Source organism: Limnohabitans sp. (genome assembly GCF_030158565.1).
Lineage (GTDB): Bacteria > Pseudomonadota > Gammaproteobacteria > Burkholderiales > Burkholderiaceae_C > Limnohabitans_A.
This window is the reverse complement of record NZ_JAOASQ010000057.1, coordinates 84,670-107,015: the sequence shown is the minus strand read 5'-3', so window position 1 is coordinate 107,015 and position 22,346 is coordinate 84,670. Positions and strand designations below refer to the sequence as shown.

21 protein-coding genes are annotated in these 22,346 nt (G+C 60.4%); 6 read left to right on the top strand and 15 right to left on the bottom strand.

The window, feature by feature from the left end:
• Positions 1-17 precede the first annotated feature (17 nt).
• A complete protein-coding gene (locus Q1W40_RS12430; RefSeq protein ID WP_300712508.1) occupies positions 18-1,844 on the bottom strand; it encodes a glutamine--tRNA ligase/YqeY domain fusion protein in 1,827 nt (608 codons plus the stop codon).
• Between the two features lie 163 nt (positions 1,845-2,007).
• On the opposite strand from Q1W40_RS12430, the gene Q1W40_RS12425 reads away from it, so the two are divergent.
• Positions 2,008-2,388, top strand: coding sequence for a hypothetical protein (locus tag Q1W40_RS12425; RefSeq protein WP_300712505.1), 381 nt, complete (start codon positions 2,008-2,010; stop codon positions 2,386-2,388).
• Positions 2,389-2,482: 94 nt separating this feature from the next.
• On the opposite strand, the gene Q1W40_RS12420 is transcribed toward Q1W40_RS12425, so the two are convergent.
• Positions 2,483-2,998 carry a retropepsin-like aspartic protease gene (locus Q1W40_RS12420; protein ID WP_158270100.1) on the bottom strand — a complete coding sequence of 172 codons (516 nt, stop codon included), beginning with the start codon at positions 2,996-2,998 and terminating at the stop codon, positions 2,483-2,485.
• Positions 2,999-3,218: 220 nt separating this feature from the next.
• Between Q1W40_RS12420 and Q1W40_RS12415 the strand changes: the two genes are divergently transcribed.
• Positions 3,219-4,043 carry an undecaprenyl-diphosphate phosphatase gene (locus Q1W40_RS12415; protein ID WP_300712500.1) on the top strand — a complete coding sequence of 275 codons (825 nt, stop codon included), beginning with the start codon at positions 3,219-3,221 and terminating at the stop codon, positions 4,041-4,043.
• A gap of 255 nt (positions 4,044-4,298) precedes the next feature.
• Here the strand turns inward: Q1W40_RS12415 and Q1W40_RS12410 are convergent, their stop codons facing one another.
• Genes Q1W40_RS12410 through Q1W40_RS12395 form a run of 4 tightly spaced genes read right to left on the bottom strand, consistent with a single transcriptional unit; the run spans position 4,299 to position 9,515 of the window.
• Positions 4,299-5,102 carry an alpha/beta hydrolase gene (locus Q1W40_RS12410; RefSeq protein WP_300712497.1) on the bottom strand — a complete coding sequence of 268 codons (804 nt, stop codon included), beginning with the start codon at positions 5,100-5,102 and terminating at the stop codon, positions 4,299-4,301.
• Positions 5,102-5,929 (bottom strand): proteasome-type protease, encoded by an 828-nt coding sequence (locus Q1W40_RS12405; protein ID WP_300712494.1) that lies wholly within the window; start codon positions 5,927-5,929, stop codon positions 5,102-5,104. The genes Q1W40_RS12410 and Q1W40_RS12405 overlap by 1 nt, the downstream gene beginning before the upstream one ends.
• A 4-nt stretch (positions 5,930-5,933) precedes the next feature.
• The gene (gene mutS, locus Q1W40_RS12400; protein ID WP_300712491.1) at positions 5,934-8,567 is read right to left on the bottom strand and encodes a DNA mismatch repair protein MutS; all 2,634 of its coding nucleotides are present in this window, start codon (positions 8,565-8,567) and stop codon (positions 5,934-5,936) included.
• Between the two features lie 3 nt (positions 8,568-8,570).
• Complete coding sequence (locus Q1W40_RS12395; RefSeq protein ID WP_300712488.1) at positions 8,571-9,515, bottom strand: inositol monophosphatase family protein; 945 nt, start codon at positions 9,513-9,515, stop codon at positions 8,571-8,573.
• A 147-nt stretch (positions 9,516-9,662) separates the two neighbouring features.
• Here Q1W40_RS12395 and Q1W40_RS12390 point away from each other — a divergent pair, with 147 nt between their 5' ends.
• Together Q1W40_RS12390 and cysE are read left to right on the top strand one after the other, a co-directional pair.
• Positions 9,663-10,394: an RNA methyltransferase gene (locus Q1W40_RS12390; RefSeq protein WP_300712485.1), complete on the top strand. Its 732-nt coding sequence runs from the start codon at positions 9,663-9,665 to the stop codon at positions 10,392-10,394.
• Positions 10,395-10,404: 10 nt separating this feature from the next.
• Positions 10,405-11,172, top strand: coding sequence for a serine O-acetyltransferase (cysE, locus tag Q1W40_RS12385; protein WP_300712482.1), 768 nt, complete (start codon positions 10,405-10,407; stop codon positions 11,170-11,172).
• A 48-nt stretch (positions 11,173-11,220) separates the two neighbouring features.
• On the opposite strand, the gene dnaG is transcribed toward cysE, so the two are convergent.
• Positions 11,221-13,275 carry a DNA primase gene (gene dnaG / locus Q1W40_RS12380; RefSeq protein WP_300712479.1) on the bottom strand — a complete coding sequence of 685 codons (2,055 nt, stop codon included), beginning with the start codon at positions 13,273-13,275 and terminating at the stop codon, positions 11,221-11,223.
• A gap of 114 nt (positions 13,276-13,389) precedes the next feature.
• On the opposite strand from dnaG, the gene Q1W40_RS12375 reads away from it, so the two are divergent.
• Positions 13,390-15,036 carry an acyl-CoA synthetase gene (locus Q1W40_RS12375; RefSeq protein WP_300712476.1) on the top strand — a complete coding sequence of 549 codons (1,647 nt, stop codon included), beginning with the start codon at positions 13,390-13,392 and terminating at the stop codon, positions 15,034-15,036.
• A 99-nt stretch (positions 15,037-15,135) separates the two neighbouring features.
• Here the strand turns inward: Q1W40_RS12375 and Q1W40_RS12370 are convergent, their stop codons facing one another.
• From Q1W40_RS12370 to Q1W40_RS12345, 6 genes are all read right to left on the bottom strand, one after another.
• Positions 15,136-15,462 (bottom strand): hypothetical protein, encoded by a 327-nt coding sequence (locus tag Q1W40_RS12370; protein ID WP_300712474.1) that lies wholly within the window; start codon positions 15,460-15,462, stop codon positions 15,136-15,138.
• A gap of 36 nt (positions 15,463-15,498) precedes the next feature.
• Positions 15,499-16,047, bottom strand: coding sequence for an NUDIX hydrolase (locus tag Q1W40_RS12365; protein ID WP_300712472.1), 549 nt, complete (start codon positions 16,045-16,047; stop codon positions 15,499-15,501).
• Between the two features lie 105 nt (positions 16,048-16,152).
• Positions 16,153-17,469, bottom strand: a complete 1,317-nt coding sequence (locus Q1W40_RS12360; protein WP_108325098.1) for a TRAP transporter large permease — start codon at positions 17,467-17,469, stop codon at positions 16,153-16,155.
• The gene (locus tag Q1W40_RS12355; RefSeq protein WP_300712468.1) at positions 17,466-17,894 is read right to left on the bottom strand and encodes a TRAP transporter small permease; all 429 of its coding nucleotides are present in this window, start codon (positions 17,892-17,894) and stop codon (positions 17,466-17,468) included. Before Q1W40_RS12355 ends, Q1W40_RS12360 begins: the two co-directional genes overlap by 4 nt.
• Before the next feature lie 202 nt (positions 17,895-18,096).
• Complete coding sequence (locus Q1W40_RS12350; protein WP_300712465.1) at positions 18,097-19,128, bottom strand: TRAP transporter substrate-binding protein; 1,032 nt, start codon at positions 19,126-19,128, stop codon at positions 18,097-18,099.
• A 178-nt stretch (positions 19,129-19,306) separates the two neighbouring features.
• On the bottom strand, positions 19,307-20,005 hold the full coding sequence (locus tag Q1W40_RS12345; RefSeq protein WP_300712462.1) for a fumarylacetoacetate hydrolase family protein: 699 nt from the start codon (positions 20,003-20,005) through the stop codon (positions 19,307-19,309).
• 124 nt (positions 20,006-20,129) lie between these two features.
• On the opposite strand from Q1W40_RS12345, the gene Q1W40_RS12340 reads away from it, so the two are divergent.
• Positions 20,130-20,567 (top strand): MarR family transcriptional regulator, encoded by a 438-nt coding sequence (locus tag Q1W40_RS12340; RefSeq protein ID WP_108325107.1) that lies wholly within the window; start codon positions 20,130-20,132, stop codon positions 20,565-20,567.
• 19 nt (positions 20,568-20,586) lie between these two features.
• Here the strand turns inward: Q1W40_RS12340 and Q1W40_RS12335 are convergent, their stop codons facing one another.
• Both Q1W40_RS12335 and Q1W40_RS12330 read right to left on the bottom strand, forming a co-directional pair.
• Positions 20,587-20,889: an antibiotic biosynthesis monooxygenase gene (locus Q1W40_RS12335; RefSeq protein WP_108325109.1), complete on the bottom strand. Its 303-nt coding sequence runs from the start codon at positions 20,887-20,889 to the stop codon at positions 20,587-20,589.
• Between the two features lie 99 nt (positions 20,890-20,988).
• Positions 20,989-22,344: an MATE family efflux transporter gene (locus Q1W40_RS12330; protein ID WP_300712459.1), complete on the bottom strand. Its 1,356-nt coding sequence runs from the start codon at positions 22,342-22,344 to the stop codon at positions 20,989-20,991.
• Between the last annotated feature and the right edge of the window lie 2 nt (positions 22,345-22,346).

Here is a 22,346-nt window from a genome sequence, read left to right as displayed (position 1 = left end):
AAATTAGCAGAACGAGCTCACTTGCCCCAACTGTCCTTCAACCCCGTCACCCGGTTGAACACCGGCTTCGCTCCAGCCACGTGATCCGCGCGATCCGCCACAAAGTACCCAAAGCGCTCAAACTGAAACTTCTGGTCCGGCTGCGCTTGGGCCAGTGACGGCTCCACGTAGGCCGTCACCACTTTCAGGCTGTTCGGGTTGAGTGACTGCAAGAAGTCTTTGCCGCCCGCGTCGGGGTGAGCGTCGGCAAACAGGCGGTCGTACAGGCGCACTTCGGCTTGCACGCCGTCGGCCACGCACACCCAGGTGATGGCGGCTTTGGCTTTGACGCTGTCGGCGCCGGGGGTGCCGCTCTTGGTGCCGGGGATGACTTTGGCGTGCACCTCGGTCACGTTGCCCGCCGCGTCGCGTGCGCAGCCGGTGCATTCGATCACGTAGCCGCCTTTCAGCCGCACCACGTTGCCGGGGAAGAGGCGTTTGTAGCCCTTGGGCGGCACTTCTTCAAAGTCTTCGCGTTCGATCCACACCTCTTTGCCGATTTTGAACACGCGCTCAGCCGGGTGCGTTTGGCCCTCTGCGATGGCGCTGTGGGGCAGGGCGGGCTGGGTGCAGTCTTCGGTGTAGGCCTCTGAGCCAAAGGCTTCGGCCCAGTTGCTCAGCACCAGCTTGACGGGGTCGAGCACGGCCATGCCGCGGTGGGCTTTGTTTTCCAGGTCTTCGCGCAGGCAGCCTTCGAGCGTGCTGTAGTCGATCCAGCTGTCGCTCTTGGTCACGCCAATGCGGTCGGCAAACAGGCGCAGGCTCTCGGGCGTGTAGCCCCGGCGGCGCAGGCCCACGATGGTCGGCATGCGCGGGTCGTCCCAGCCGCTGACTTTGCCTTCATTGACCAGTTGCGCCAGCTTGCGTTTGCTGGTGATCACATAGGTCAGGTTCAGGCGGGCAAATTCGTATTGTTTGGGGCTGGGCGCGGCCAGCAGCTGGCATTCGCACAGGCGCTCCATCAGCCAGTCGTAAAACGGGCGCTGGTCTTCAAACTCCAGCGTGCAAATGCTGTGGGTGATTTGCTCCAGCGCGTCTTCGATGGGGTGGGCAAAGGTGTACATCGGGTAGATGCACCAGGTGTCGCCCGTGTGGTGGTGGGTGGCGCGGCGGATGCGGTAGATGGCCGGGTCGCGCATATTGATGTTGGGCGACGCCATGTCGATCTTGGCGCGCAGCACGGCCGCGCCGTCGGCCAGTTGGCCGTCGCGCATTTCTCTGAATCGCGTCAGGTTTTCTGCCACGGTGCGGGTGCGGAAGGGGCTGTCCACGCCGGGCTTGCCAAAGTCGCCCCGGTTGGCGCGCATGTCTTCCGCGCTTTGTTCGTCCACATAGGCGTGTCCGGCTTCAATCAAGGCCTCGGCAGCGCGGTACATGAAGTCGAAGTAGTCGCTGGCTTGGTAGGGTGCGGCGCTGCCAGCGGCTTGTCCGAGCTGGGCCCAGTCAAAACCGAGCCATTTCACGGCGTCGATGATGCTGTTGACGTATTCGGTGTCTTCTTTTTCGGGGTTGGTGTCGTCAAAGCGCAGGTGGCACACGCCGCCGTATTCCTGGGCCAGCCCGAAGTTGATGCAGATGCTTTTGGCGTGGCCCACGTGCAGGTAGCCGTTGGGCTCGGGCGGAAAGCGGGTGCGGATCTTGGCCGGGTCGGGCTCGCCCGCAGCGTGGTGCGCGGCGTCGCCGGGGCTGCCGGCCCAGCGGCGGCTGGCGTAGGTGCCTTTGTCCAGGTCGTTTTCGATGATCTGGCGCAGGAAGTTGCTGACTTTGTGGTCAGCGGAAGTGTCGTTGTTGGTGGGGGTGGTCATAGCGATTGATTTTAGGGCTTGCCAAAGGGCAATCCCGCTGGGCGGCGTTACGAATGGACACCATTGTGAAGCGTTGTTTGTCCTCGCATGGCGTGGCTGGCGCGCTAAGGCACAAGGGGAGTCTGCTTTCAAGAAAAGCCAACGTGATCCAAGGAGTCCAACCATGCGTTTTTCAGTCCCAAATGCCATTTCCAGAGCGGCGTACCTGTTGGGTTTGCTGGGGGCCGCTTTTGCGCAGACCGGCTGTGCCCACCCCGTGATGGTGGAGCCTTCGGTGGTGATCCACTCACGCATAGGGCATCCGCAGGTTTATGCCCACCCGGCGCCATCGGTGGTCTATTACCCGCAGGTCATGGTCAGGCCGGCGCCCATGTATGCCCCTCAGATGATGCCGATCTACAGACCGCCATCCATTCAGCAGCACCACGGTCATGCTTTGCCTCGCCCTGTATGGGGTGGACATGGGCGTGTGGCGCCCAGTGTTCACAATGGACGAGACGCTGTACGCGGCGCCGGACGTGGCGTATGGGGCCAGCGGCGATAACCCACTTCAAATTTCTGGAGTACTTGTGGATTCTTTGTTGCTGCTCAAAGCCGCCGCTGATGGCGCTTCAGCTGCCGCTTGAGCTTGCAGGCCCTCAGGGGCGTTGACGCAGGATCATCTCGTCGCGGCGGATTTCCACATCGAAGTGTTTCAGGAAGTTCTGGCCCAGCAGTGCCTGTTCAGGCCGAAGTCCGTTCAGACCCACGGTCACACCGGCATCGTTGAGCACCAAGTGGCCAGCACGCACCGGCACGTTTCGCACCAATTGGCCGGGGCGCTGGCCGTTGGCGGTGTGCAAAGTGATGTCCTGCCCCGAAGGCAGTCCCGCTTGTTGCGCCAGTGCCTGGCTCACGCTCACATGGCTGGCGCCGGTGTCAACCAAAAACGTCACAGGCTGGCGGTTGACTTCGCCTTCCACATGAAAATGACCGTCCCTCTGGCGCGGTATGACCAGATCGCCCGAGCTGAGTGCATAGGGCTTGAGGCTCGCCTGGCGGTTTTGCTCAATGCGATCAAACACCAGGTACAGCACCGCAGCCACTGCCAGCCACACGGCGGTGATGGCCAGAGCGCCAAGGCGGGTGGTTTGCTGGAGGGTTGGCTTGGACATACTCACCCCACAGACCCAAACCAAAGCCATTGGCCCAACAAGCGTCCTGGCAGCAAAGTGAATGCGCCAGTCACCAAACAAGCCGATACATCAATCCACTGCATGGTTCCTCCTTGATTTTTTAAACAGTACTTTGACACAGGTTCTGATGATGATTCCTTCATTGAGTCTGATGCGCAGCCCTGCGAGCGATAATCCATTCCAAATTTCTGGAGTACTTGTGGATTCTTTATTGCTGATCAAAGCCGCCGTGATGGGGCTGGTCGAAGGTTTGACAGAGTTTTTGCCGATCTCTTCTACGGGGCATTTGATCTTGGCCGGTCATTTGCTGGGGCTGCATGATGACAAGTCCAAGGTATTTGAAATTGCCATTCAGACCGGGGCCATCCTGGCGGTGATCATCGTGTATTGGCAAAAGATCAGCTCGACCATCCAGGCCTTGCCACACAGCGCGGCGGCGCAGCGCTTTGCTTTCAATGTGTTCATCGGCTTTGTGCCCGCAGTGATTTTGGGCTTGCTGCTGGGCAAGGCCATCAAGGCGCATTTGTTCACCCCGGGCGTTGTGGCCAGCACGTTCATCGTGGGCGGTTTGATCATCTTGTGGGCTGAGCGTCGTCCCGCCAGCACGGTGCGCATCCACGAGGTGGAAGACATGCGCGGGCGCGATGCGCTCAAGGTGGGCCTAGTGCAGTGCCTGGCCATGATCCCGGGCACCAGCCGCAGCGGCGCCACCATCATTGGCGGCATGCTGTTGGGCTTGTCGCGCAAGGCGGCGACGGACTTTTCTTTTTACCTGGCGATTCCCACGCTGATTGGCGCGGGGGCTTACAGCCTGTACAAAGAACGCGCCTTGCTCAGCATGGCCGATGCGCCGATGTTTGGTGTCGGCTTGTTGTTCTCTTTCATCAGCGCTTGGGTGTGCGTGCGCTGGCTGCTCAAGTTCATCTCCAGCCACAGCTTTGAGGTCTTCGCCTGGTACCGGATCGTGTTCGGCTTGGTGGTTCTGGGCACCAGCTACAGCGGTTTGGTGACTTGGGCACCATGAGTTTTTTCGGGGCTTGAGTCGGTCAGAGACGTTGTTTTGTGACCCCCGGCTGAAAAGTTGTCTTGTCATCTCGACGAGGAACTTGTTTTTGTCACCCCGGGCGAAGACCTTGTTCTGTCACCCCGGGCGAAGACCCGGGGGCCATCTCTCCTGCAAGTCATGGATCCCGGATCAAGTCCGGGATGACGAGTTTTGGATCAAGTCCAGGATGACGAGTTTGGCTTCAAGTCCGGGATGGTGACTTTCACGAACGGATCAGGCCCCGATGTTGCGCAGCGTTGCTTCGATGGCCGCTGCCGTGGCCAGGGGCTTTTCCATGGGGAACAGGTGTGAGCCGTCGAGCATCATGATGCGGCCCTTGACCACCTTGTGGGTCAGTTCTGCCCCCGCCTGGCGCATTTCGGCCGAGTGCGTGCCGCCGATGAAGGCCGCAGGGCATTTGAGCGGGTGGCGCTTGAGCAGGCTGTCGAGTTTGTGCGGCAGGCTGTTGTAGATCGCGGTTTCCACATCGCGGTCAAAACTGAGCACGCGCTGGCCGCCTTCGTCGTGCGTGCCGTGCTCGATGTAGTCGCGCAAGACCTGCGGGTCCAAGCGGGCAAAGGATTTTTTGTGCTGAAAACTCTCCAGCGCGGCCTGTGCGCTGGGCCAGTGGTGGCGGCGCTTTTGGCTGATGCGTCCGGGTGAAAGCGCCCCGATCAAAGGGGTGCGTTTGGCCAGGCCCAGCGTGGTGGCGCGCCAGCCGCCCAGCACGGGCGAGTCGATCAGCACCACGCCACGCGCCAGCTCGGGGTGACGGGCTGCGCACATCAGGCTCAGGATGCCGCCCAGTGAGTGGCCCACCAAAAAGGCGGGTTCGCTGTCACTTTGTCTTTCACGCGCAAAGTCAGCCAACTGCTGCACCAGGTGCGGCCAGTTGTTGGTGACCGGGTATTTCGGGTCGTGGCCAAATTTTTCGACCGCATCGACTTCAAACCCGCGCTGACGCAGGCTGTCGAACAAGACCCGGTAAGTGCTGGCCGGAAAGCTGTTGCCGTGCGAGAAGACGATGCGGGCGGCCATCAGATCAGTTTTTCGTCTGGTGTGGTGATTTTCTTGAGCAAGGCATTGCGGGTGGGCGGCACCATGAGCGGGATGTCGGTCGCGCCGCCGTTCCACATGGGGTCTTCGATGCTGTCGAACATCTGGCGCAGTTTGTCGCCCCAGCTGGAGCGCAGCATCTGAAAGTAGGGGTTGTGCTCGTCGATGCACATGATGCGGTCGGTTTGCAGGCTGCCCGCTTTGTAGACCACCATGTCCAGCGGCAAGCCGACTGACAGGTTGGATTTGAGGGTCGAGTCCATCGACACCAGGGCGCACTTGGCGGCTTCGTCCAGCGGGGTGTCGGGCGTGATGACGCGGTCGAGCACGGGCTTGCCGTATTTGGACTCGCCAATCTGGAAGTAAGGCGTTTCGTCAGTCGCTTCGATGAAGTTGCCGGGCGAATAGACTTGGAACAAGCGCATGCCCTCGCCGCCGATCTGGCCGCCGAAGATCATGGACACGTTGAACTCCACGCCCGAGGCTTTGAGGGCTGCGGCATCGCGCTCGTACACGCGGCGCACGGCTGCGCCCAGCACGCGGGTCGCATCGAACATGCTCTTGGCGTTCCAGATGGTGAGCGGTTCGTCTTGGCCAGGCTCGACCAGTTTTTCAATCTGCAGCACTTCGCGCACTGATTGAGAAATGCTCAGGTTGCCCGCTGACAACAAAGTCATGAAGCGGTCGCCCGCTTTTTCATAGACGATCATTTTGCGGAAGGTGCTGATCTGGTCCAGGCCCGCATTGGTGCGGGAATCTGAGAGGAACACCAGACCTGCTCGGGTTTTGACGGCAACGCAATAAGTCATGAATTCACTCTTGATTTTTCGGCAGCAGGCGCTGCAAGGCATACAGGGCATCGAGCGCCTCGCGGGGGCTCAAGGCGTCGGGGTTGATTTGGGCCAGGGCCGCTTCGACAGCGGTGGGGCCAGCGGCTTCGGCTTCGGGCGGCGGGGCAAACAGGTCCACTTGGGCGCGAGCATCTTGCGCGCCCGACTCGAGCGCGCTAAGCGCATGGCGGGCGTGGTTGAGCACGGCAGCAGGCATGCCCGCCAGCCGCGCCACCTGCACGCCATAGCTTTTACTGGCGGGGCCGGGTTGTAGCTCGTGCAAAAACACGATGGACGCGCCGGACTCGGCCGCGCTCACATGCATGTTGACGGCGGCGCTGTGCGTGGCCGGGAATTCGGTCAGCTCGAAATAGTGTGTGGCAAACAGCGCAAAGGCTTGCGTTTTGTTGTGCAGGTGCGTGGCGATGCCGCTGGCCAGCGCCAGGCCGTCAAAGGTGGAGGTGCCGCGCCCGATCTCGTCCATCAGCACCAGGCTGTGCGGCGTGGCGCTGTGCAAGATTTGCGCGGCTTCGGTCATCTCCAGCATGAAGGTCGATTGGGCGTTGGCCAGGTCGTCGGCCGCGCCGATCCGGGTGTGGATGGCGTCGATGGGGCCGAGTCGGCAGCGGCTGGCGGGCACATGGCTGCCGATGCTGGCCAAAAGCACGATCAGTGCCACCTGGCGCATGTAGGTCGATTTGCCGCCCATGTTGGGGCCGGTGATGATCTGCAAGCGCTGGCGCGGGCCCAGCACCGTGTCGTTGGCGATGAAGCTGGCGCCTGACATTTCAGCCAGCCGCGCCTCGACCACCGGGTGGCGGCCTTGGCGGATTTCGATGCAGGGCTCTTTGGTGAACTCGGGCGCGCACCAATTCAGGGTGAGCGAGCGCTCGGTCAGGGCGCACAGCACGTCGAGCGAAGCCATGGCCTGCGCCAAAGCGGTGAGCGCGGGCACATAGGGCTGCAGCTGGTCGAGCAGGCCTTCGTAAAGCCATTTTTCGCGGGCCAGAGCCCGCTCTTGCGCCGACAAGGCCTTGTCTTCAAAGGTTTTGAGCTCGGGCGTGATGAAACGCTCGGCGTTTTTCAGGGTCTGGCGGCGGCGGTAGTCGTCGGGCACTTTGTCGAGTTGCCCTTGCGTGACCTCGATGTAAAAGCCGTGCACCTTGTTGAACTGCACGCGCAGGTTGGCAATGCCGGTGCGCTCTTTTTCGCGGGTTTCCAAGTCGAGCAAAAACGCATCGCAGTTGGTCTGGATGCCGCGCAGCTCGTCCAGCTCGGCGTCCAGGCCGTCGGCGATCACGCCGCCGTCGCGCACCAGCGCAGCGGGCTCTTCAAGCAGGGCCATTTGCAGCAGCTCGGCGCAGTTGGTGGGCGGCGTGAGCCAGCGGGCCATACCGGCCAGCAAGCTGCCGGGCTCGGGCTTGAGGGCTTGCAGTTGCGTGGACAGCGAGGCCGCACGCGCCAGCGCATGGCGCAGGGCGACCAGCTCGCGCGGGCGCACCTGGCGCAGCGCGGTGCGGGCGGTGATGCGCTCCACATCGCTCGCGCCTTTGAGCTGTTCGCGCAGGCTGCTCCACACGCCAGCACCGCTTTCGCCGCGCAACACGGCTTGGGCTTGCAGGCGGTCCATCGCGGCTTGGCGGTCACGCGGTGGGCTCAGCAGCCAGCTTTTGAGCAGGCGGCTGCCCATGCCGGTCATGCAGGTGTCCAGCAGCGAAAACAGCGTGGGTGAATCCTCGCCGCGCAGGGTTTGCGTCAGCTCCAGGTTGCGGCGGGTGCTGGCGGGCAGGTCAATGAGCGCGTCCGAGCGCTGCACCTGCACCCGCTGCACATGCGGCAGGCTGCGGCCTTGGGTGTGTTCGGCGTAAGTGAGCAGCGCCGCAGCGGCGGCTTGGGCGTCGCTCAGCGTGTCGGCGCTCCAGGCGGCCAGTGATGCGGCTTGCAGTTGCTCCAGCAGCTTGCGCTGGCCCAGGCCCGCGTCAAACTGAAAATCGGGCCGCAGGGCCAGTGCCCAGCTGCCGCGCCCGGTGGTTTTGAGGGCGCGCAGCTTTTGCTCAAACGTGGGCGTCATGCCTGCGCTGGCCAGCAATTCGCTGGGGCTGATGCGGTCGATCCAGTCGGCCAGTTCGTCTTGTGCGCATTCGGCCAGATGCACCACGCCTTGCGTGACGCTCAGCCACGCCAGGCCGCAGCGGTTTTTGCCCGCCTGGTGCACGGCCAGCAAGATGGCTTCGCTCTTGTCGGGCAGCAGCTCGGTGTCGGTCAGGGTGCCGGGGGTGACCACGCGCACCACTTTGCGCTCCACCGGGCCTTTGGCCGTGGCCACGTCGCCGACCTGTTCACACAGCGCCACCGATTCGCCCAGCTTGATCAGGCGGGCCAGATAGGTCTCGACCGAATGGAAGGGCACGCCCGCCATGACCACCGGTTGCCCTGCCGACTGGCCACGGCGCGTGAGGGTGATGTCGAGCAGGCTGGCGGCTTTTTCGGCGTCGGCAAAGAACAACTCGTAAAAGTCGCCCATGCGGTAGAACACCAGCGTGTCAGGAAACTCCGCCTTGATGCCCAGGTACTGGGCCATCATGGGGGTGTGGGCACTCAGGTCGAGCGCGCTCATGGCTTAAAACGGTGCGTCTTTGGGTTCGCTGCCATCAGCCGCTGCGTCAGGCGCTTCGGCCTCCGGGTCGTGGCTGTCCGAGGTGCGTTCGCGGCTCAGCGTATCGACGGCGCTGCGCGCAGCGGCTTTGTCGCCAGCGCTGGCGAATTTGCTGAACTTGCCCAAAATCGTGACCAATTGGCCGTAAATGCGCGGCGCACCGGCCAGGCATTCTTTTTGTTCCAGAAAGTCGGACTCGCCGGTGAAGTTGCCGATCAGGCCACCGGCTTCGGTGACCAGCAGCGATCCTGCAGCCACGTCCCAAGGCGAGAGGCCGGTTTCAAAGAAACCATCGGTGAAACCAGCAGCCACATAGGCCAGGTCAAGGGCGGCGGAACCTGGGCGGCGCAGGCCAGCGGTGCGTTGCATCACGTCGCCCATCATGCGCAGGTACTGGTTGAAGTTGTCGCCCTTGCGGAAGGGGAAACCTGTGGAGATGATGCATTCCTGCAGGCGGATGCGCTTGCTCACGCGCAGGCGGCGGTCGTTCATGAACGCGCCACGGCCTTTGGTGGCGGTGAACAGGTCGTTGCGGGTGGGGTCGTAAATGACGGCTTGCTCGATCTTGCCGCGCACTTGCAGGGCAATGCTCACGCAATAAACAGGGAAGCCGTGGATGAAGTTGGTCGTGCCGTCCAGGGGGTCGATGATCCAGATGTGGTCAGCGTTGGGGTTGCCGTGCTGGCTGCCCGACTCTTCGGCCAGGATGCCGTGGTCAGGGTAGGCGGTCAGCAGGGTGTCGATGATGACTTTTTCACTCGCGTGGTCGACCTCGGTCACAAAGTCGTTGACTTGCTTTTGCGAGATGCGAACAGCCTCAACGTCGAGCGCGGCGCGGTTGATGATGGCGCCAGCGGCGCGCGCAGCCTTGATGGCCACGTTGAGCATGGGGTGGAGATTGGACGACATGAATTGTGTGAAGAACGGGATGGGCCCACGCACGATCACGCAGGCAAGCCATGATTTTCCCACGAAATTGGGCTTTTGTGGCGCACTTTTGCGCCAGATGGGGCGGTTTGTCCCGGGGGCAGCAGGTCTTGCATGGACAATCGGGGCATGCAAACGCGATTCATCCTGATAGAAACCAGCCATGCCGGCAATGTGGGGGCGGCCGCCCGGGCCATGAAGGTCATGGGCTTTGACGACCTGGTGCTGGTCAAACCGCGCTGGCCCAATGTGCTGCGCAAGGAAGAAACCATCCAGCGCGCCAGCGGTGCCAACGATGTGCTGGCCAAAGCCCGCGTGGTTGAGACGCTCGAAGAAGCTTTGGACGGCGTGACCCATTTGTGTGCCACGGCCATGACGCCGCGCGACTTTGGCCCGCCCACCCGCTCGCCCCGTGAGCACTTTGCCGAGCTGACGAAAGCGGGAGCCCCCGCGCAGAGCGTGGCGTTTTTGTTCGGCTCCGAGCGCTTCGGCATGAAAAACGAAGACGTTTACCGCTGCAATGTGGCGCTGTCGATCCCGACGAATCCGCAGTTCGGCTCGCTCAATCTGGGCTCGGCCATCCAGGTGATTGCGTACGACTGGCGGGTGGCTTTGGGCGGTTTTCCGGTGCAAGACGTGATCGCACCGGCAGACAAGGCCGATGCGCAGCAGGTCGCGGGCATGCTCACGCATTGGGAGCAGGCGTTGACCGACATTGGTTTTCTGGACCCGGCCGCGCCCAAAAAACTGATGCCCCGTTTGAACCAGTTGTTCAACCGGGCGGAGCTGAGCCCCGAAGAAATCCACATCCTGCGTGGGGTGGCCAAGGCCATGATCCAGGCCACTCAGGCCAAGCGATAGACTAGAGGCTATGTTTTCTCGCCTTCGCTCCGACATCCAGTGCATCCTTGACCGGGACCCTGCGGCCCGCACCGCTTGGGAGGTCTTGACCTGCTATCCGGGTTTGCACGCTTTGGTGTTGCACCGCCGTGCGCACTGGTGCTGGAACCACGGCTTCAAGTGGCTGGGGCGCTTCATCTCGCACATCTCGCGCTGGTTGACGGGCATTGAAATTCACCCGGGCGCCCAGATTGGCGAGCGCGTGTTTTTTGACCACGGCATGGGCATCGTGATTGGCGAGACGGCCGAGATTGGCGAGGGCTGCACGATTTACCACGGCGTCACGCTGGGCGGCACATCGCTTTACAAAGGGGCCAAGCGCCACCCGACGCTGGGCCGCAATGTGGTGATCGGCGCTGGCGCCAAAGTGCTGGGCGGCTTCACGGTGGGCGATGGCGCCAAGGTGGGCTCCAATGCGGTGGTGACCAAGCCGGTGCCTGCAGGGGCCACGGCCGTGGGCAACCCGGCCCGCATCATCCAGGCCGAGCAGGATGCCAAGCGCGAAGAAGTGGCGTCCAAAATGGGTTTTTCGGCCTATGGCGTGACGCAAAACGACGACCCGCTGAGCCAGGCCATGCGCGGCTTGATCGACAATGCCGCCGGACAGGAACACCAGATCGCCATGATCTGGAAAGCGCTGGAGCAACTCTGCGCGCACCAACAGGTGCAGCTGCCACGCGACGCCGCCACGCACGAAAACTTTGAGGCCGACAAGCTCAATCAGCTGGTGGGCAAGTAAAACCCGTCTTCGGGCGTTGCGCCGTGCGCGTGAGACCTCAGGAGATGTTCACTGAACGGAGGTGATTGCCGCTGCGGCCATGAGTTCTTTGCGCCGCTCGTGCAGGCTGCGCCAGCGTTGCTGGGCTTCGGGGTCTTGGCCTGAGCTGGCTTGGGTCAGCGCCTCGGTTTCGAGTTGTTTCAAGCGGTCGATCAACATCATGTTGAGCAGCCTGCGCAGCTCTTGCCGTGCTTCGTGTGGCTCGGGCGGGGTGGCGTCTTCTTGGCCGGGTGTGGTGCCCAGATTGTCCTGCGCCATCCAGCGTTTGGCGTCATCTGCAAAGGCTTGGGCTTGCATCTCACTTTGCAGCGCAGACCAGCCCAGTGCGCCGTGTTCGTGGAACTGAGATTCGAGCCAAGCGAACAGGGGACCGTGCGGCTCTGGCAGGGCGCACAGCATGGCGTGGTCTTCTCCAGCCAGCGTTTCCCACAACGCCATATTGCTCAGCAGCAGGCGTGCCGCGTGGTCGGCCCGGCTGGCCGGTATGGTGCGCGGACCGGTGTAGGGCGGTGCTTGGTCGCGCTTGAAGCGGCTGTTGCCCTTGAAGCCGGGTGTCCAGTTGGGGTTCTTGTTTTTCCAGCTGCTGCCGTTCGAGGGGGTAAAGGTGTTTGCGCCTGACCAAGCAGGCGGCTCGACGTAGTGCGGCTCAAAGTGGGGGTAATCGTCATGCCCTGCGCTGCTGGCTTGGCTGAAGGCCGCGTTGGCCGACTGGGAGGCGGATGCCGCCGCAGGGCGGGCTGCGGGTGCAAAGCGCTGGTCACTGGCGGCTTGCTGGCCCCAGAGTTTTTCGAGCCCTGAGGTTTCCAACTGGATCAGTTGCGCCAGCTCCGACAGCAATTGCTGCTTGAGTGCCCCTTCGGGCAACAGTTGCCACAGCGGGCGGGCTTGGCTGGACAGGCGTGCGCGGCCTTCGGCGGTTTGCAGGTCGCAGTCGGCGCTGGCCGCTTCGATCAAAAAGCGCGACAGGGGCATGGCTTGCTTGATCTGCTCGGCAAAGGCGTCTTGGCCGAACTCGCGCACATAGCTGTCGGGGTCGTGCTCGGCGGGCAAAAACAAAAACTTGATGCTGCGCACATCGGTGGCGTAGGGCAGGGCACCGTCGAGCGCCTTGCGGGCGGCGCGGCGGCCTGCGCCGTCGCCGTCAAAGCTGAAGACCACCGAGTCGGTGAAGCGGAACAGCTTTTGCACATGGTCGGGCGTGCAGGCTGTGCCCAGCGTGGCCACGGCGTTGGCAAAGCCGAGCTGGGCCAGGGCCACCACGTCCATGTAGCCTTCGGTCACCAGCACATAGCCCGCGCTGTGCAGGGCTTCGCGGGCTTCGTACAGGCCGTACAGCTCGCGGCCTTTGTGAAAGACAGGGGTTTCGGGCGAGTTGAAATACTTGGGTGTGCCGCTGCCGATCACCCGCCCACCAAAGCCGATGCATTCGCCCTTGATGTTGCGGATCGGGAACATGATGCGGTCGCGAAAACGGTCGTAACGTTTGTCGTCTTCTTCGTTGACGATGACCAGGCCCGATTCGGCCAACAGCGGGTCGTCGTATTTGGGGAAGACGCTGGCCAGGCTGCGCCAGCCCTCGGGTGCGTAGCCCAGGCCAAAGCGCTTGGCGATCTGGCCCGACAGGCCCCGGCCCTTGAGGTAGTCAATGGCATGTGGGGTGATTTTGAGCTGCTCGCGGTAGGCCTGACCGGCTTTTTCCAGCACATCGCTCAGGCTGTCTTGCTTGGCCTTTTGGGCTGCAGCGCGTGCACGGTCTTCGGGCGATTGTTGTTCTTCAGGCACCACCATGCCGGTTTGCTGGGCCAAGTCCTTCACCGCCTCGATGAAGGTCATGCCCGCGTGTTCCATCAAAAAGCCGATGGCGTTGCCGTTTTTGCCGCAGCCAAAGCAGTGGAAAAACTGCTTGGTGGGGCTGACGCTGAAGCTGGGGGATTTTTCGCCGTGGAAAGGGCACAGGCCCATGAAGTTGGCGCCGCCTTTCTTGAGCTGCACGTACTTGCCCACGATGTCGACCACGTCGACGCGGGACAGCAACTCCTGGATGAAAGACTGGGGGATGGCCATCGGGCTATTTTCGCCGATAAGCGGACCACACCTGCGGGATGGCCCTCATGGGGTTTCAGCCTCGGGTCAGGCAAACTGTGTCCAATCAGCCCATTGATCGCCACAGGAAAAGTCATGACCTCGATTTACGACCAGGATTTGCCCCAGACCCCCGCCAACCATGCGCCCATGTCGCCCTTGAGCTTCATCGAGCGCACGGCCGAGGTGTACCCCACCCGTTTGGCCATCGTGCACGGCGATTTGCGCCAGGACTGGGCCAGCACTTACCGCCGCAGCCGCCAGTTGGCCAGTGCGCTGGTGCAGGCGGGCATTGGCAAGAACGACACGGTGGCGGTGATCTTGCCCAACACACCGCCGATGGTGGAGGCGCATTTCGGCATCCCGATGGCCGGTGCGGTGCTCAACGCCCTGAACACCCGACTGGACCCCGTAACCATCGCCTTCATGCTCGACCATGGCGAGGCCAAAGCGGTGATCGTGGACCCGGAGTTTTCGGGCACCATGAAAAAGGCGCTGGCGCTGCGACAGTCCAAGACACCGCTCTTGGTGATCGACGTGGAGGACGCGCTGTACACCGGCCCAAGTGAAAAGCTGGGGTCAGTGAGCTATGAGGGTTTTGTGGCCCGTGGCGATGCCGACTTTGCCTGGAGCCTGCCCGCCAACGAGTGGGACGCGATTGCGCTGAACTACACCAGCGGCACCACCGGTAACCCCAAGGGCGTGGTCTACCACCACCGGGGTGCGGCGACCAATGCGATCTCCAATATCCTGGAATGGGACATGCCCAAACATGCGGCCTATTTGTGGACGCTGCCCATGTTCCATTGCAATGGCTGGTGCTTTCCGTGGACGGTGGCGGCGCGTGCGGGCGTGAACGTGTGTTTGCGCAAGGTCGATGCCCAGGCCATGTTCGATGCCATGCGCGACCATGGCGTGACGCATTACTGCGGCGCGCCCATCGTGCACGGCTTGCTGGTCAACGCCCCAGCCGCCATGAAGGCGGGTGTGCCCACAGGCATCAAGGCCATGGTGGCGGGCGCTGCGCCGCCCGCATCGATGATCGAAGGCATGGAGCAAATGGGTTTTGATTTGACCCATGTGTACGGCCTGACCGAGGTCTATGGCCCCGCCACCGTGTGCCCCAAACACCCCGAATGGGACGCGCTGGACATTGGCGAACGGGCCCGCTTGAACGCCCGCCAAGGCGTGCGTTACCACCTGCAGCGCGATGTGCGGGTGCTCAACCCCGAAACCATGCAGCCCGTGCCGCAAGACGGCGAGACCATGGGTGAGATCATGTTCAAGGGCAACATCACCATGAAGGGTTACCTGAAGAATCCCAAGGCCACGCAAGAGGCCTTTGCGGGCGGGTGGTTCCACAGCGGCGACTTGGCGGTGCAGTACCCGGACGGCTATTTCAAGATCAAGGACCGCAGCAAGGACATCATCATCTCGGGCGGCGAGAACATTTCATCGATCGAGGTAGAAGATGTGCTGTACCGTCACCCTGCCGTGCTGGCCGCGGCCGTGGTGGCCAAGCCCGATGCGCGCTGGGGTGAGACGCCTTGCGCCTTTGTGGAGCTGAAGGCCGATGCCCAGGTCACAGCCGAGCAGATCGTGGCGCACTGCAAGCAACACCTGGCGGGCTTCAAGGTACCGCGTGCGGTGGTGTTTGGTGAGTTGCCCAAGACGAGCACCGGCAAGATTCAGAAGTTTGAATTGCGCAAACTGGCAGGCTCAGCTGAGGCCATCAATGTTTGAGTAGACCGCTCATCTTGTCCATGCAAAAGGCCACCTCGCGGTGGCCTTTTTTGCGGCTGCGCTGCAAGCGTCATGCCTCATCGGAGATGGTCCAAGCGATCACTTTTTGCTTTTTTTCTTGCTTTTCTTGGCTTTTTTGGCTGTTTTCTTTTCAGCCTTTTTGTCCGCTTTTTTGTCCGCCTTTTGTGCGTGCTTTTTCTTCACCGGTGCTTCTGCTTTGGCTGGCGTTGCAGCCGCTGGGGCAGTCGCAGGTGCGGTGGTCACTGCGGGCACGATGGTGGGCACTGGGGCTGCAGCCGGTGCTGCAGTTTGAGCCATGGCGGCAGCAGCCACCAAGCTGCTGGTCAGAAGGGCACAGAAGGATTTGATCATGCGAAGCCTTTTTGAATTTCGAAAAAAAGTGAAGTCAACGACTTCATTATCCAAGTGGTCAGCGGGAAATCCGGGGCTGTCGTGGATTTTTTATTCGATGTCAAAAGCGTGTGTGCCGAATGCACCACGCGCCCGGTCCACAAAGTAATGTTCCAGTGTTTCACGCACGGTGCGAAATGCCAGTTCATCCCAGGGAATCTCGGATTCACTGAACAGCTGTGCTTCCATCGTTTCATGGCCAGGGTCGAACACGTCGCTGGTCAGGCGGGCGCGGTAATACAAATGCACCTGGCCCACTCGGGGCACGCTCATCACGGTGAACAGGTCTTCCATGATGAATTGCGCGCCGGCTTCTTCTGTGGTCTCTCGGGCAGCGCCTTGCGAAGTGGATTCACCCAGTTCCATGAAGCCTGCCGGCAAGGTCCATTTGCCCTTGCGCGGCTCGATGTTGCGTTTGCACAGCAAGACTTTGTCGCCCAACCATGGCACGGTGCCCACCACATTGAGCGGGTTTTCGTAGTGCACGGTGTGGCAGACGGTGCAAATGGCGCGCTCACGGGTGTCACCGTCATCGGGCAGGCGGCGGGCGACGGGTGCGCCGCATTGCCGGCAGTATCGAATGGTGCGGTCAAACATCATGTGGGTGCTTCAAGTGTGTGGGCTGGCTGCAAGTCTAACCATTTCCCTCAGAAAAAAGCCTCCAGGGTCTTTGACCGTGGAGGCTTTTGTCGAGACTGTATGGGATCAGGTCAGGTACGGGATCAGGAACAGCGTGATGCCCGGGAAGAACAGCAGCAGCAAGGTCCGGATGGTGTCGCTGATCAGGAAAGGCATGATGCCTTTGTAGCTTTCGCTCAGCGGTACGTCTTTGGCCATGCCGTTGACCACATACACGTTCAGGCCCACCGGGGGAGCCAGCATGCCAAAGCCCACGGTCATCAGCACCATGATGCCGAACCAAATGGCGGTGTATTCCGGGGTCATGCCAAAGTCGAGCTTCATGATGATGGGGAAGAAGATCGGGATGGTCAGCAAGAGCATGGACAACTCGTCCATCACAGCGCCCAGCAAAACGTAGAGCAACAAAATGCCGGAGACCACCATCAATGGCGCCAGGTTCATCGAGACCACCAGTTCTGCCAATTGACCGGGCACTTGGGTGCGCGCCAATGAAGCGTTCATCACGTCAGCACCCATGAAGATCATGAAGATCATGGCGCTGCTCAGTGCGGTGGCGTGAAAGCAATTGAGAAATTTTTCCCAAGTCAATTCACGTTTCAAAAGGGCCGCCAAAAAAGTGGACGCTGCGCCAACAGCGGCACCTTCAGTGGGTGTGAAGTAACCCGCATAAATACCGCCGAAGACGATGATGAAGATGGTGGCGATGGGCAAGATGCCTTTGAGAGATTCGAGCGTCAGTCTTTCACGCTCTTCTTGGTCAGGTGCTTGACCAGGGACCAAGCGCACATAAATCGCGATGGCGATCATGTAACCCACCATCGCGATGATGCCGGGCATCATGGCGGCAGCAAACAGTTTGGCGATGTTCTGTTCTGTCAGGATCGCATAGATCACCAAGGGAACAGAGGGGGGGATCAAAATACCCAAGGTGCCGCCCGCAGCAAGTGTGCCTGTGGACAGGCGACCTGAATATCCGTGGCGTTTCATTTCAGGCAAGGCGACACCCGTGATGGTGGCGGCCGTGGCCACGGATGAGCCGCAGATCGCACCGAATGCACCGCAGGCGAGCACAGCGCCCATGGCCAAGCCGCCCTTGAAGCGACCCATCACCGCAGCAGCAAATTGAAAGAGGGCCTTGCTGATGCCGCCTTGCGTGGCGAAGTGGCCCATCAAGATGAACAAGGGAATCACCGACAAGTCGTAGTTGGCCAGACGGGCAAAGGCCAGGTTGTTCAGGAAGTTCAGGAAAGGCGATACGCCGGTCTGCAGGATGAAGCCGGCCGTACCGGCCAGGAACATGGCGCCTGCGATGGGGACGCGCACGATCATGAGCAGCAGCATGATGCCGAAAATCAGCAAAGCCAAAGTGATCGGGGTCATGACGAGGCCTTATCGTTGTTTTCAAATTTGGTGAGAACTTGCATTGCAGCAATGAGTGCGGTGATTCCGAAGGGGATGCACATGCTGGTGAACACGATCCAGTCAGGGAAACCCAGCAGCATGGAGGCACCCATGGTCTCTTTGGCGTTGATGGCTGCAGCGCCGCAACGCCAGGCCAGCAACACAAAAATGATGGTCATGAACAGGTCGCCCAAGCGGTCGAGCTTGAAGTTGAAGGCCTCACTGCATTTGGCCGTGAAGAAGTCAACGATGATGTTTTCACGCTTGAGTTGGCACAGCGGCATGAACAGCGCAATGGCGGCGCCAGCGCCGACCCCAGTCAGCTCGAAGTCGCCGATCAGGGCGGTGTCGAAAAAGTTGCGGCCAATCAGGCTGTAGCAAGTCATCAGCATCAGGCCGGTCATGACCAACCCTCCCAATATGCTGCAGAGCCGGGCAATCCGCTCCAGAGAGTTTGAAAACATCATGGTGTTTGCAGGTATATAAAAGATGAGCGCAAGAACCAGTTCGACGGGTAGCGAAGACGCTGGCAAAGACTCAAACTATAGGCGATAAAAAACCTGAGCCAGCTGCCATCAGCCTTTGCTCAGGTTCTCAGTCGTTGACTTACTTGGTGTATTGCTTGATCAGGTCGGTGGCAGATTGCAACATGCCCTTGCCGTCCATGCCTTTGCCGGTCATTTCAGCCACCCAAGCATCGTCCAGCTGGTCGGTGGCTTTTTTCCACTTTTCCAGTTCAGCCTTGGGGATGATGCTGATCTTCTGGTTGGCGGAAGCTTCGAACACCTTCTTGCTGGGCACGTCTTGACCTGCTTGTGTTTTGCCAAAGAAGGCAGACATTTCACGGCCAGAGTTTTTGTCGATCACGGCTTTCAGATCGGCAGGCAAAGATTCGTACTTGGCCTTGTTCATGGGGACCACGAACACGGTGGTGTAGAGCGCGTTGTAGCTGCGGTCGGTTTCTGCCGTGAAGTTGGTCAACTCGTTGACCTTCAGGCCAGGTGCCACTTCGTAGGGAATCACGGCGCCATCGATCACGCCCTTGGACAAGGCTTCAGGCACTTGTGGCACAGGCATGGCCACTGGCGTGGCACCCATCATAGCGACCATCTTGTTCACTTGACGCGTAGGGGCGCGCACTTTCATGCCTTTGAGGTCGGCCATGCTGGTGACGGCCTTGGACTTGGAGTAGATGTTGCCTGGTCCATGCACATGGACGGCCAGCATCTTCACGTCTTTGAAGTCTTCCTGTGCATACTTTTGTGCAAAGTCCCAAGCGGCGCGGCTGGTGGCTTCAGCGTTGGTCATCATGAAAGGCAACTCGAACACTTCGAGTTTGGACAGTTTGGGTGTGTAGGCTTGCAAAGTCCAAGCCACATCGATCACGCCGTCACGGGCTTGTTCATACAACTGCACTGGTGTGCCGCCCAATTGCATGGCAGGAAAGATGTCGCACTTCAGGCGGTCTTTGGAGTCACGAGCGATGTTTTTGCACCAATCGCCCAGCATCGTGGTGTGCTGAATGGACTGTGGGCCCAGGAAGTGGTGAACTTTCAGTGTGACGGTCTGAGCGTTGACGCCCAAGCCCATGAGCGCCAGGCCAGCGGCGAAGGCGGTTTGTTTCAACAGTTGTTTCATTCAGAGAGCTCCTAAGGGGTTTGTCTTGCGATGGATCTTAAAACCAACCAAGCGGTCGGTTAATTGGTGTTTACCCAATGCCATGGGATCGGAATGAATTAGACATGAATTATGTTGCAAGTCAAATCGGAATTTATGCGGGTAAATGCTGGTATTTTGGATTTTCATGCACTTTTTTTCATTGCTGAACAACAATGCTCAAGCTGCCCAGTCCAGCCACCTGGCCCACCAGTCGGTCACCTGGTACGACTGCTGCAACACCTTCGGGGGTGCCCGTGAAGATCAGGTCGCCCGCTTGAAGTTCCCAGGCAGCGGAGAGGTGCTCGATGGTTTCGGCAATGTTCCAGATCAATTTGGCCACGCTGCTGCGTTGACGGTCGACGCCATTGACTTGCAGACTGATCTCGGCGTTGTTCACATCACCAGCCCTGTCTTTTGGGGTGATGGGGCCGATGGGGCCTGATTGGTCAAACGCTTTGCCGATGCACCAAGGTCGGCCTTGTTTTTTCATGTCGTTTTGCAGATCGCGGCGTGTCATGTCCAAGCCCACGGCATAGCCGTAGATGTGCTTTTCGGCATCTGCTGCCTTGATGTTTTTGCCGCCCACACCGATGGCCACGACGAGTTCAATTTCGTGGTGCAGGTTATGGGTGAGGCTGGGATAGGGCATGGTGCCGCTTTGTCCCGCATCCACGACCACCAAGCTGTCGGAGGGCTTGAGAAAAAAGAAGGGGGGTTCACGGCCTGTGAAGCCCATTTCTTTGGCGTGTTCTTCGTAGTTTCGTCCTACGCAATAAACACGGTGTACCGGGAAACGCTCGTCTTGGCCTGTGACCGGCAAAGAAACTGGTGCTGAGGGTTCGAATACAAAACGCATGGTGACTTTCTGTGAAGGGAGGAAGGGCGTCGTGAAAATGTGTTCGTAAGTGGGCTTACTATAGAGGCTGGGCATCGCAATGCCGCCCCGCAATAACCCTAAAAAATACGGAAGCCTTGACAGCATGACGAAGCGTTTGGATGTGGCCACTGCACCGGGGCACCTGATTCGGCGTGCACAGCAAATAGCGGTAGGTATTTTTGCGCAACGCCTGGCCGAGGCCGACATCACGCCGGTGCAATTTGCCATCTTGAACGCCTTGCAAGACACACCTGATATTGATCAGGTCACCTTGGCCAAACGTGTTGCTTTTGATCCTGCCACCTCGGGATCGGTGATTGGCCGTTTGGAGTCCAAAGGTTGGTTGCGCAGACAGCCCCATGCCACGGACCGTCGGCGCAAACTTCTGGTTGTCACGCAGCAAGGCGTGGAAGCCTTGGCCAACATGCAGGCTGCGGTGGCGGATGTCCAAACGCAAATTTTGGCGCCCTTGAGCGCTGCCGACCAATTGCAGTTTGTCGATTTACTGACCCGCTTGGTGGCCGGTCATGAAGCGCAGTGAAGCCGATCAGGTTATTGGATCAGGTTGACTGGAAAGTCAGGTTGAAATGTTCGACCTGCGGTGGCGCTGCAAAGAAGGGGCCGACGATCGCTCGCCATTGGGTGAACAAGTCCGATTCACGAAAACCGACGGTGTGGTCTTCCAGCGTGTCCCAGAAAATTTGCAGCACATAGCGTTCGGGATTTTCAATGCCGTGGTTGACTTTGGCGCCGCGAAAGCCCTTGGCTTGGCTGGCGACCGTGCTCAGACCATGCTCGATGGCTTTTTGAAATGCGGCTTGCTGGCCTGGCTGGATGCGGATGTCTGCGATTTCGAGGATCATGGCGGACTTGAAAAGTTATTGGTGAAGAATTGACCTTAACCCAAATTCCAAAAGGTTGAGGTTGCTTGCGTGACTGATCAGGGATGCAAGGCGCTGGCTTCAGGGTTTGTGCTTGGGGCGCGAAGCGTGCCCAACCAGCGCCGCAAACAAGGCTGACACGATGGCCAAGGCCACTGTGCTGGTCATCCAGAAGGCGTCCACGCTGGGGCGCTGTGCCCAAGGACCGATGCCATGGTAGGCGAGGCGGTAACCGCCATACAGGCCAAGCCCCCAGAGCAATGTGGCATAGAGGATCAAGGGCGCCAAGGTGATCTCATAGCAACGCAGCAAGAAAGCGCACACGGCCTGTACCGCGTCTGCCAAGTGGTAAAGCGCGACCCAGCCCAGCCACAAAGTTGCAGCCTGTGCCACGGCCGCATCGGTGGTGAACGCTTGTGCAATGTCGGCCCGGAATGTGCCCAGCAAGCCGGCACCGAAGAGTGCGGCCAGTATGGTCAGTCCAATCCCCAGGCCCGCTGCTTGGCGTGCCTTGTGTGCTTGCGCTGCGCCCAGCCAAAAGCCTGTGCGTGCGCTGCTGGCGATGCCCAGGGCCAGCGGCACCATGTACAGCACGGCAGCCAAATTTGCGGCAATTTGATGGCTGGCGGAAGACACGGCACCCAGACGAGCAATGAACAGGGCCATCAAAGTGAATGAGGTGACTTCCACCATGATGGACAAGCCGGCGGGCACACCCAGTTGCAGAAATCGCCAAAGTGCAGGCCACTGTGGCGCCTCCAGTTTTCTCCACAACTGGTACGGGTGGTAAATGTCTTGCGTGCGCAGCAAGTAAAGGCCAGTGAGGCACATGAATGTATTCACGCCCAGTGTGGCCCAGGCACAGCCCACCACTCCCATGCCCTCGGTTTGGATGAGGCTCAGGTCAATGCCGAAGGTCAAAGCCCAGGACAGAGGAACTTTCACCAGCAAGGCACCTGCTTGCAAGAAAGTCACCAACCGGGGGTAGCCCAAGCTTTGGTTGAGCGTGCTGTACATGCGAAACAGCAAGGAAGGCACCAGCGCGATGGCCAGTACCCGAAGGTATTTGCGCACATCGGGCCAAAGTGCAGGGGGGACGTCGGTCCAGCTCAACCAAGGTTCGGGAAACCACAAGCCAGTGCAACCGATGAGGGCTGCACCCGCACAAATATAGAGTGCTTGGCGAACGGATTGGCCAATCTCTACCGAGCGGCCCGCGCCGCGCAACTGAGCCCATACCGGCAGCGCCGATTGAAGCAGGCCGTTGAGCGCCACATAAATGCTGATGTAAATCGATGAGGCCAGTGAGAGCACTGCCAAGGCTTGTGGGCTGTAACGGCCGGCGATCAAGGTGTCGGCCACACCAAAGGCCATGACGGCCAATTGGCCGATGAGCACTGTGCCCGCGTGACGGGCGATGATGCCCAGCTCAGACATCG

What these genes read in the sequence shown, in the direction of transcription:
- Q1W40_RS12430 (WP_300712508.1), bottom strand. Translation starts at nt 1,844, where the DNA reads ATGACCACCCCCACCAACAACGACACTTCCGCTGACCACAAAGTCAGC.
- Q1W40_RS12425 (WP_300712505.1), top strand. Translation starts at nt 2,008, where the DNA reads ATGCGTTTTTCAGTCCCAAATGCCATTTCCAGAGCGGCGTACCTGTTG.
- Q1W40_RS12420 (WP_158270100.1), bottom strand. Translation starts at nt 2,998, where the DNA reads ATGTCCAAGCCAACCCTCCAGCAAACCACCCGCCTTGGCGCTCTGGCC.
- Q1W40_RS12410 (WP_300712497.1), bottom strand. Translation starts at nt 5,102, where the DNA reads ATGGCCGCCCGCATCGTCTTCTCGCACGGCAACAGCTTTCCGGCCAGC.
- Q1W40_RS12405 (WP_300712494.1), bottom strand. Translation starts at nt 5,929, where the DNA reads ATGACTTATTGCGTTGCCGTCAAAACCCGAGCAGGTCTGGTGTTCCTC.
- mutS (WP_300712491.1), bottom strand. Translation starts at nt 8,567, where the DNA reads ATGAGCGCGCTCGACCTGAGTGCCCACACCCCCATGATGGCCCAGTAC.
- Q1W40_RS12395 (WP_300712488.1), bottom strand. Translation starts at nt 9,515, where the DNA reads ATGTCGTCCAATCTCCACCCCATGCTCAACGTGGCCATCAAGGCTGCG.
- Q1W40_RS12390 (WP_300712485.1), top strand. Translation starts at nt 9,663, where the DNA reads ATGCAAACGCGATTCATCCTGATAGAAACCAGCCATGCCGGCAATGTG.
- cysE (WP_300712482.1), top strand. Translation starts at nt 10,405, where the DNA reads ATGTTTTCTCGCCTTCGCTCCGACATCCAGTGCATCCTTGACCGGGAC.
- dnaG (WP_300712479.1), bottom strand. Translation starts at nt 13,275, where the DNA reads ATGGCCATCCCCCAGTCTTTCATCCAGGAGTTGCTGTCCCGCGTCGAC.
- Q1W40_RS12375 (WP_300712476.1), top strand. Translation starts at nt 13,390, where the DNA reads ATGACCTCGATTTACGACCAGGATTTGCCCCAGACCCCCGCCAACCAT.
- Q1W40_RS12365 (WP_300712472.1), bottom strand. Translation starts at nt 16,047, where the DNA reads ATGATGTTTGACCGCACCATTCGATACTGCCGGCAATGCGGCGCACCC.
- Q1W40_RS12360 (WP_108325098.1), bottom strand. Translation starts at nt 17,469, where the DNA reads ATGACCCCGATCACTTTGGCTTTGCTGATTTTCGGCATCATGCTGCTG.
- Q1W40_RS12355 (WP_300712468.1), bottom strand. Translation starts at nt 17,894, where the DNA reads ATGACCGGCCTGATGCTGATGACTTGCTACAGCCTGATTGGCCGCAAC.
- Q1W40_RS12350 (WP_300712465.1), bottom strand. Translation starts at nt 19,128, where the DNA reads ATGAAACAACTGTTGAAACAAACCGCCTTCGCCGCTGGCCTGGCGCTC.
- Q1W40_RS12345 (WP_300712462.1), bottom strand. Translation starts at nt 20,005, where the DNA reads ATGCGTTTTGTATTCGAACCCTCAGCACCAGTTTCTTTGCCGGTCACA.
- Q1W40_RS12340 (WP_108325107.1), top strand. Translation starts at nt 20,130, where the DNA reads ATGACGAAGCGTTTGGATGTGGCCACTGCACCGGGGCACCTGATTCGG.
- Q1W40_RS12335 (WP_108325109.1), bottom strand. Translation starts at nt 20,889, where the DNA reads ATGATCCTCGAAATCGCAGACATCCGCATCCAGCCAGGCCAGCAAGCC.
- Q1W40_RS12330 (WP_300712459.1), bottom strand. Translation starts at nt 22,344, where the DNA reads ATGTCTGAGCTGGGCATCATCGCCCGTCACGCGGGCACAGTGCTCATC.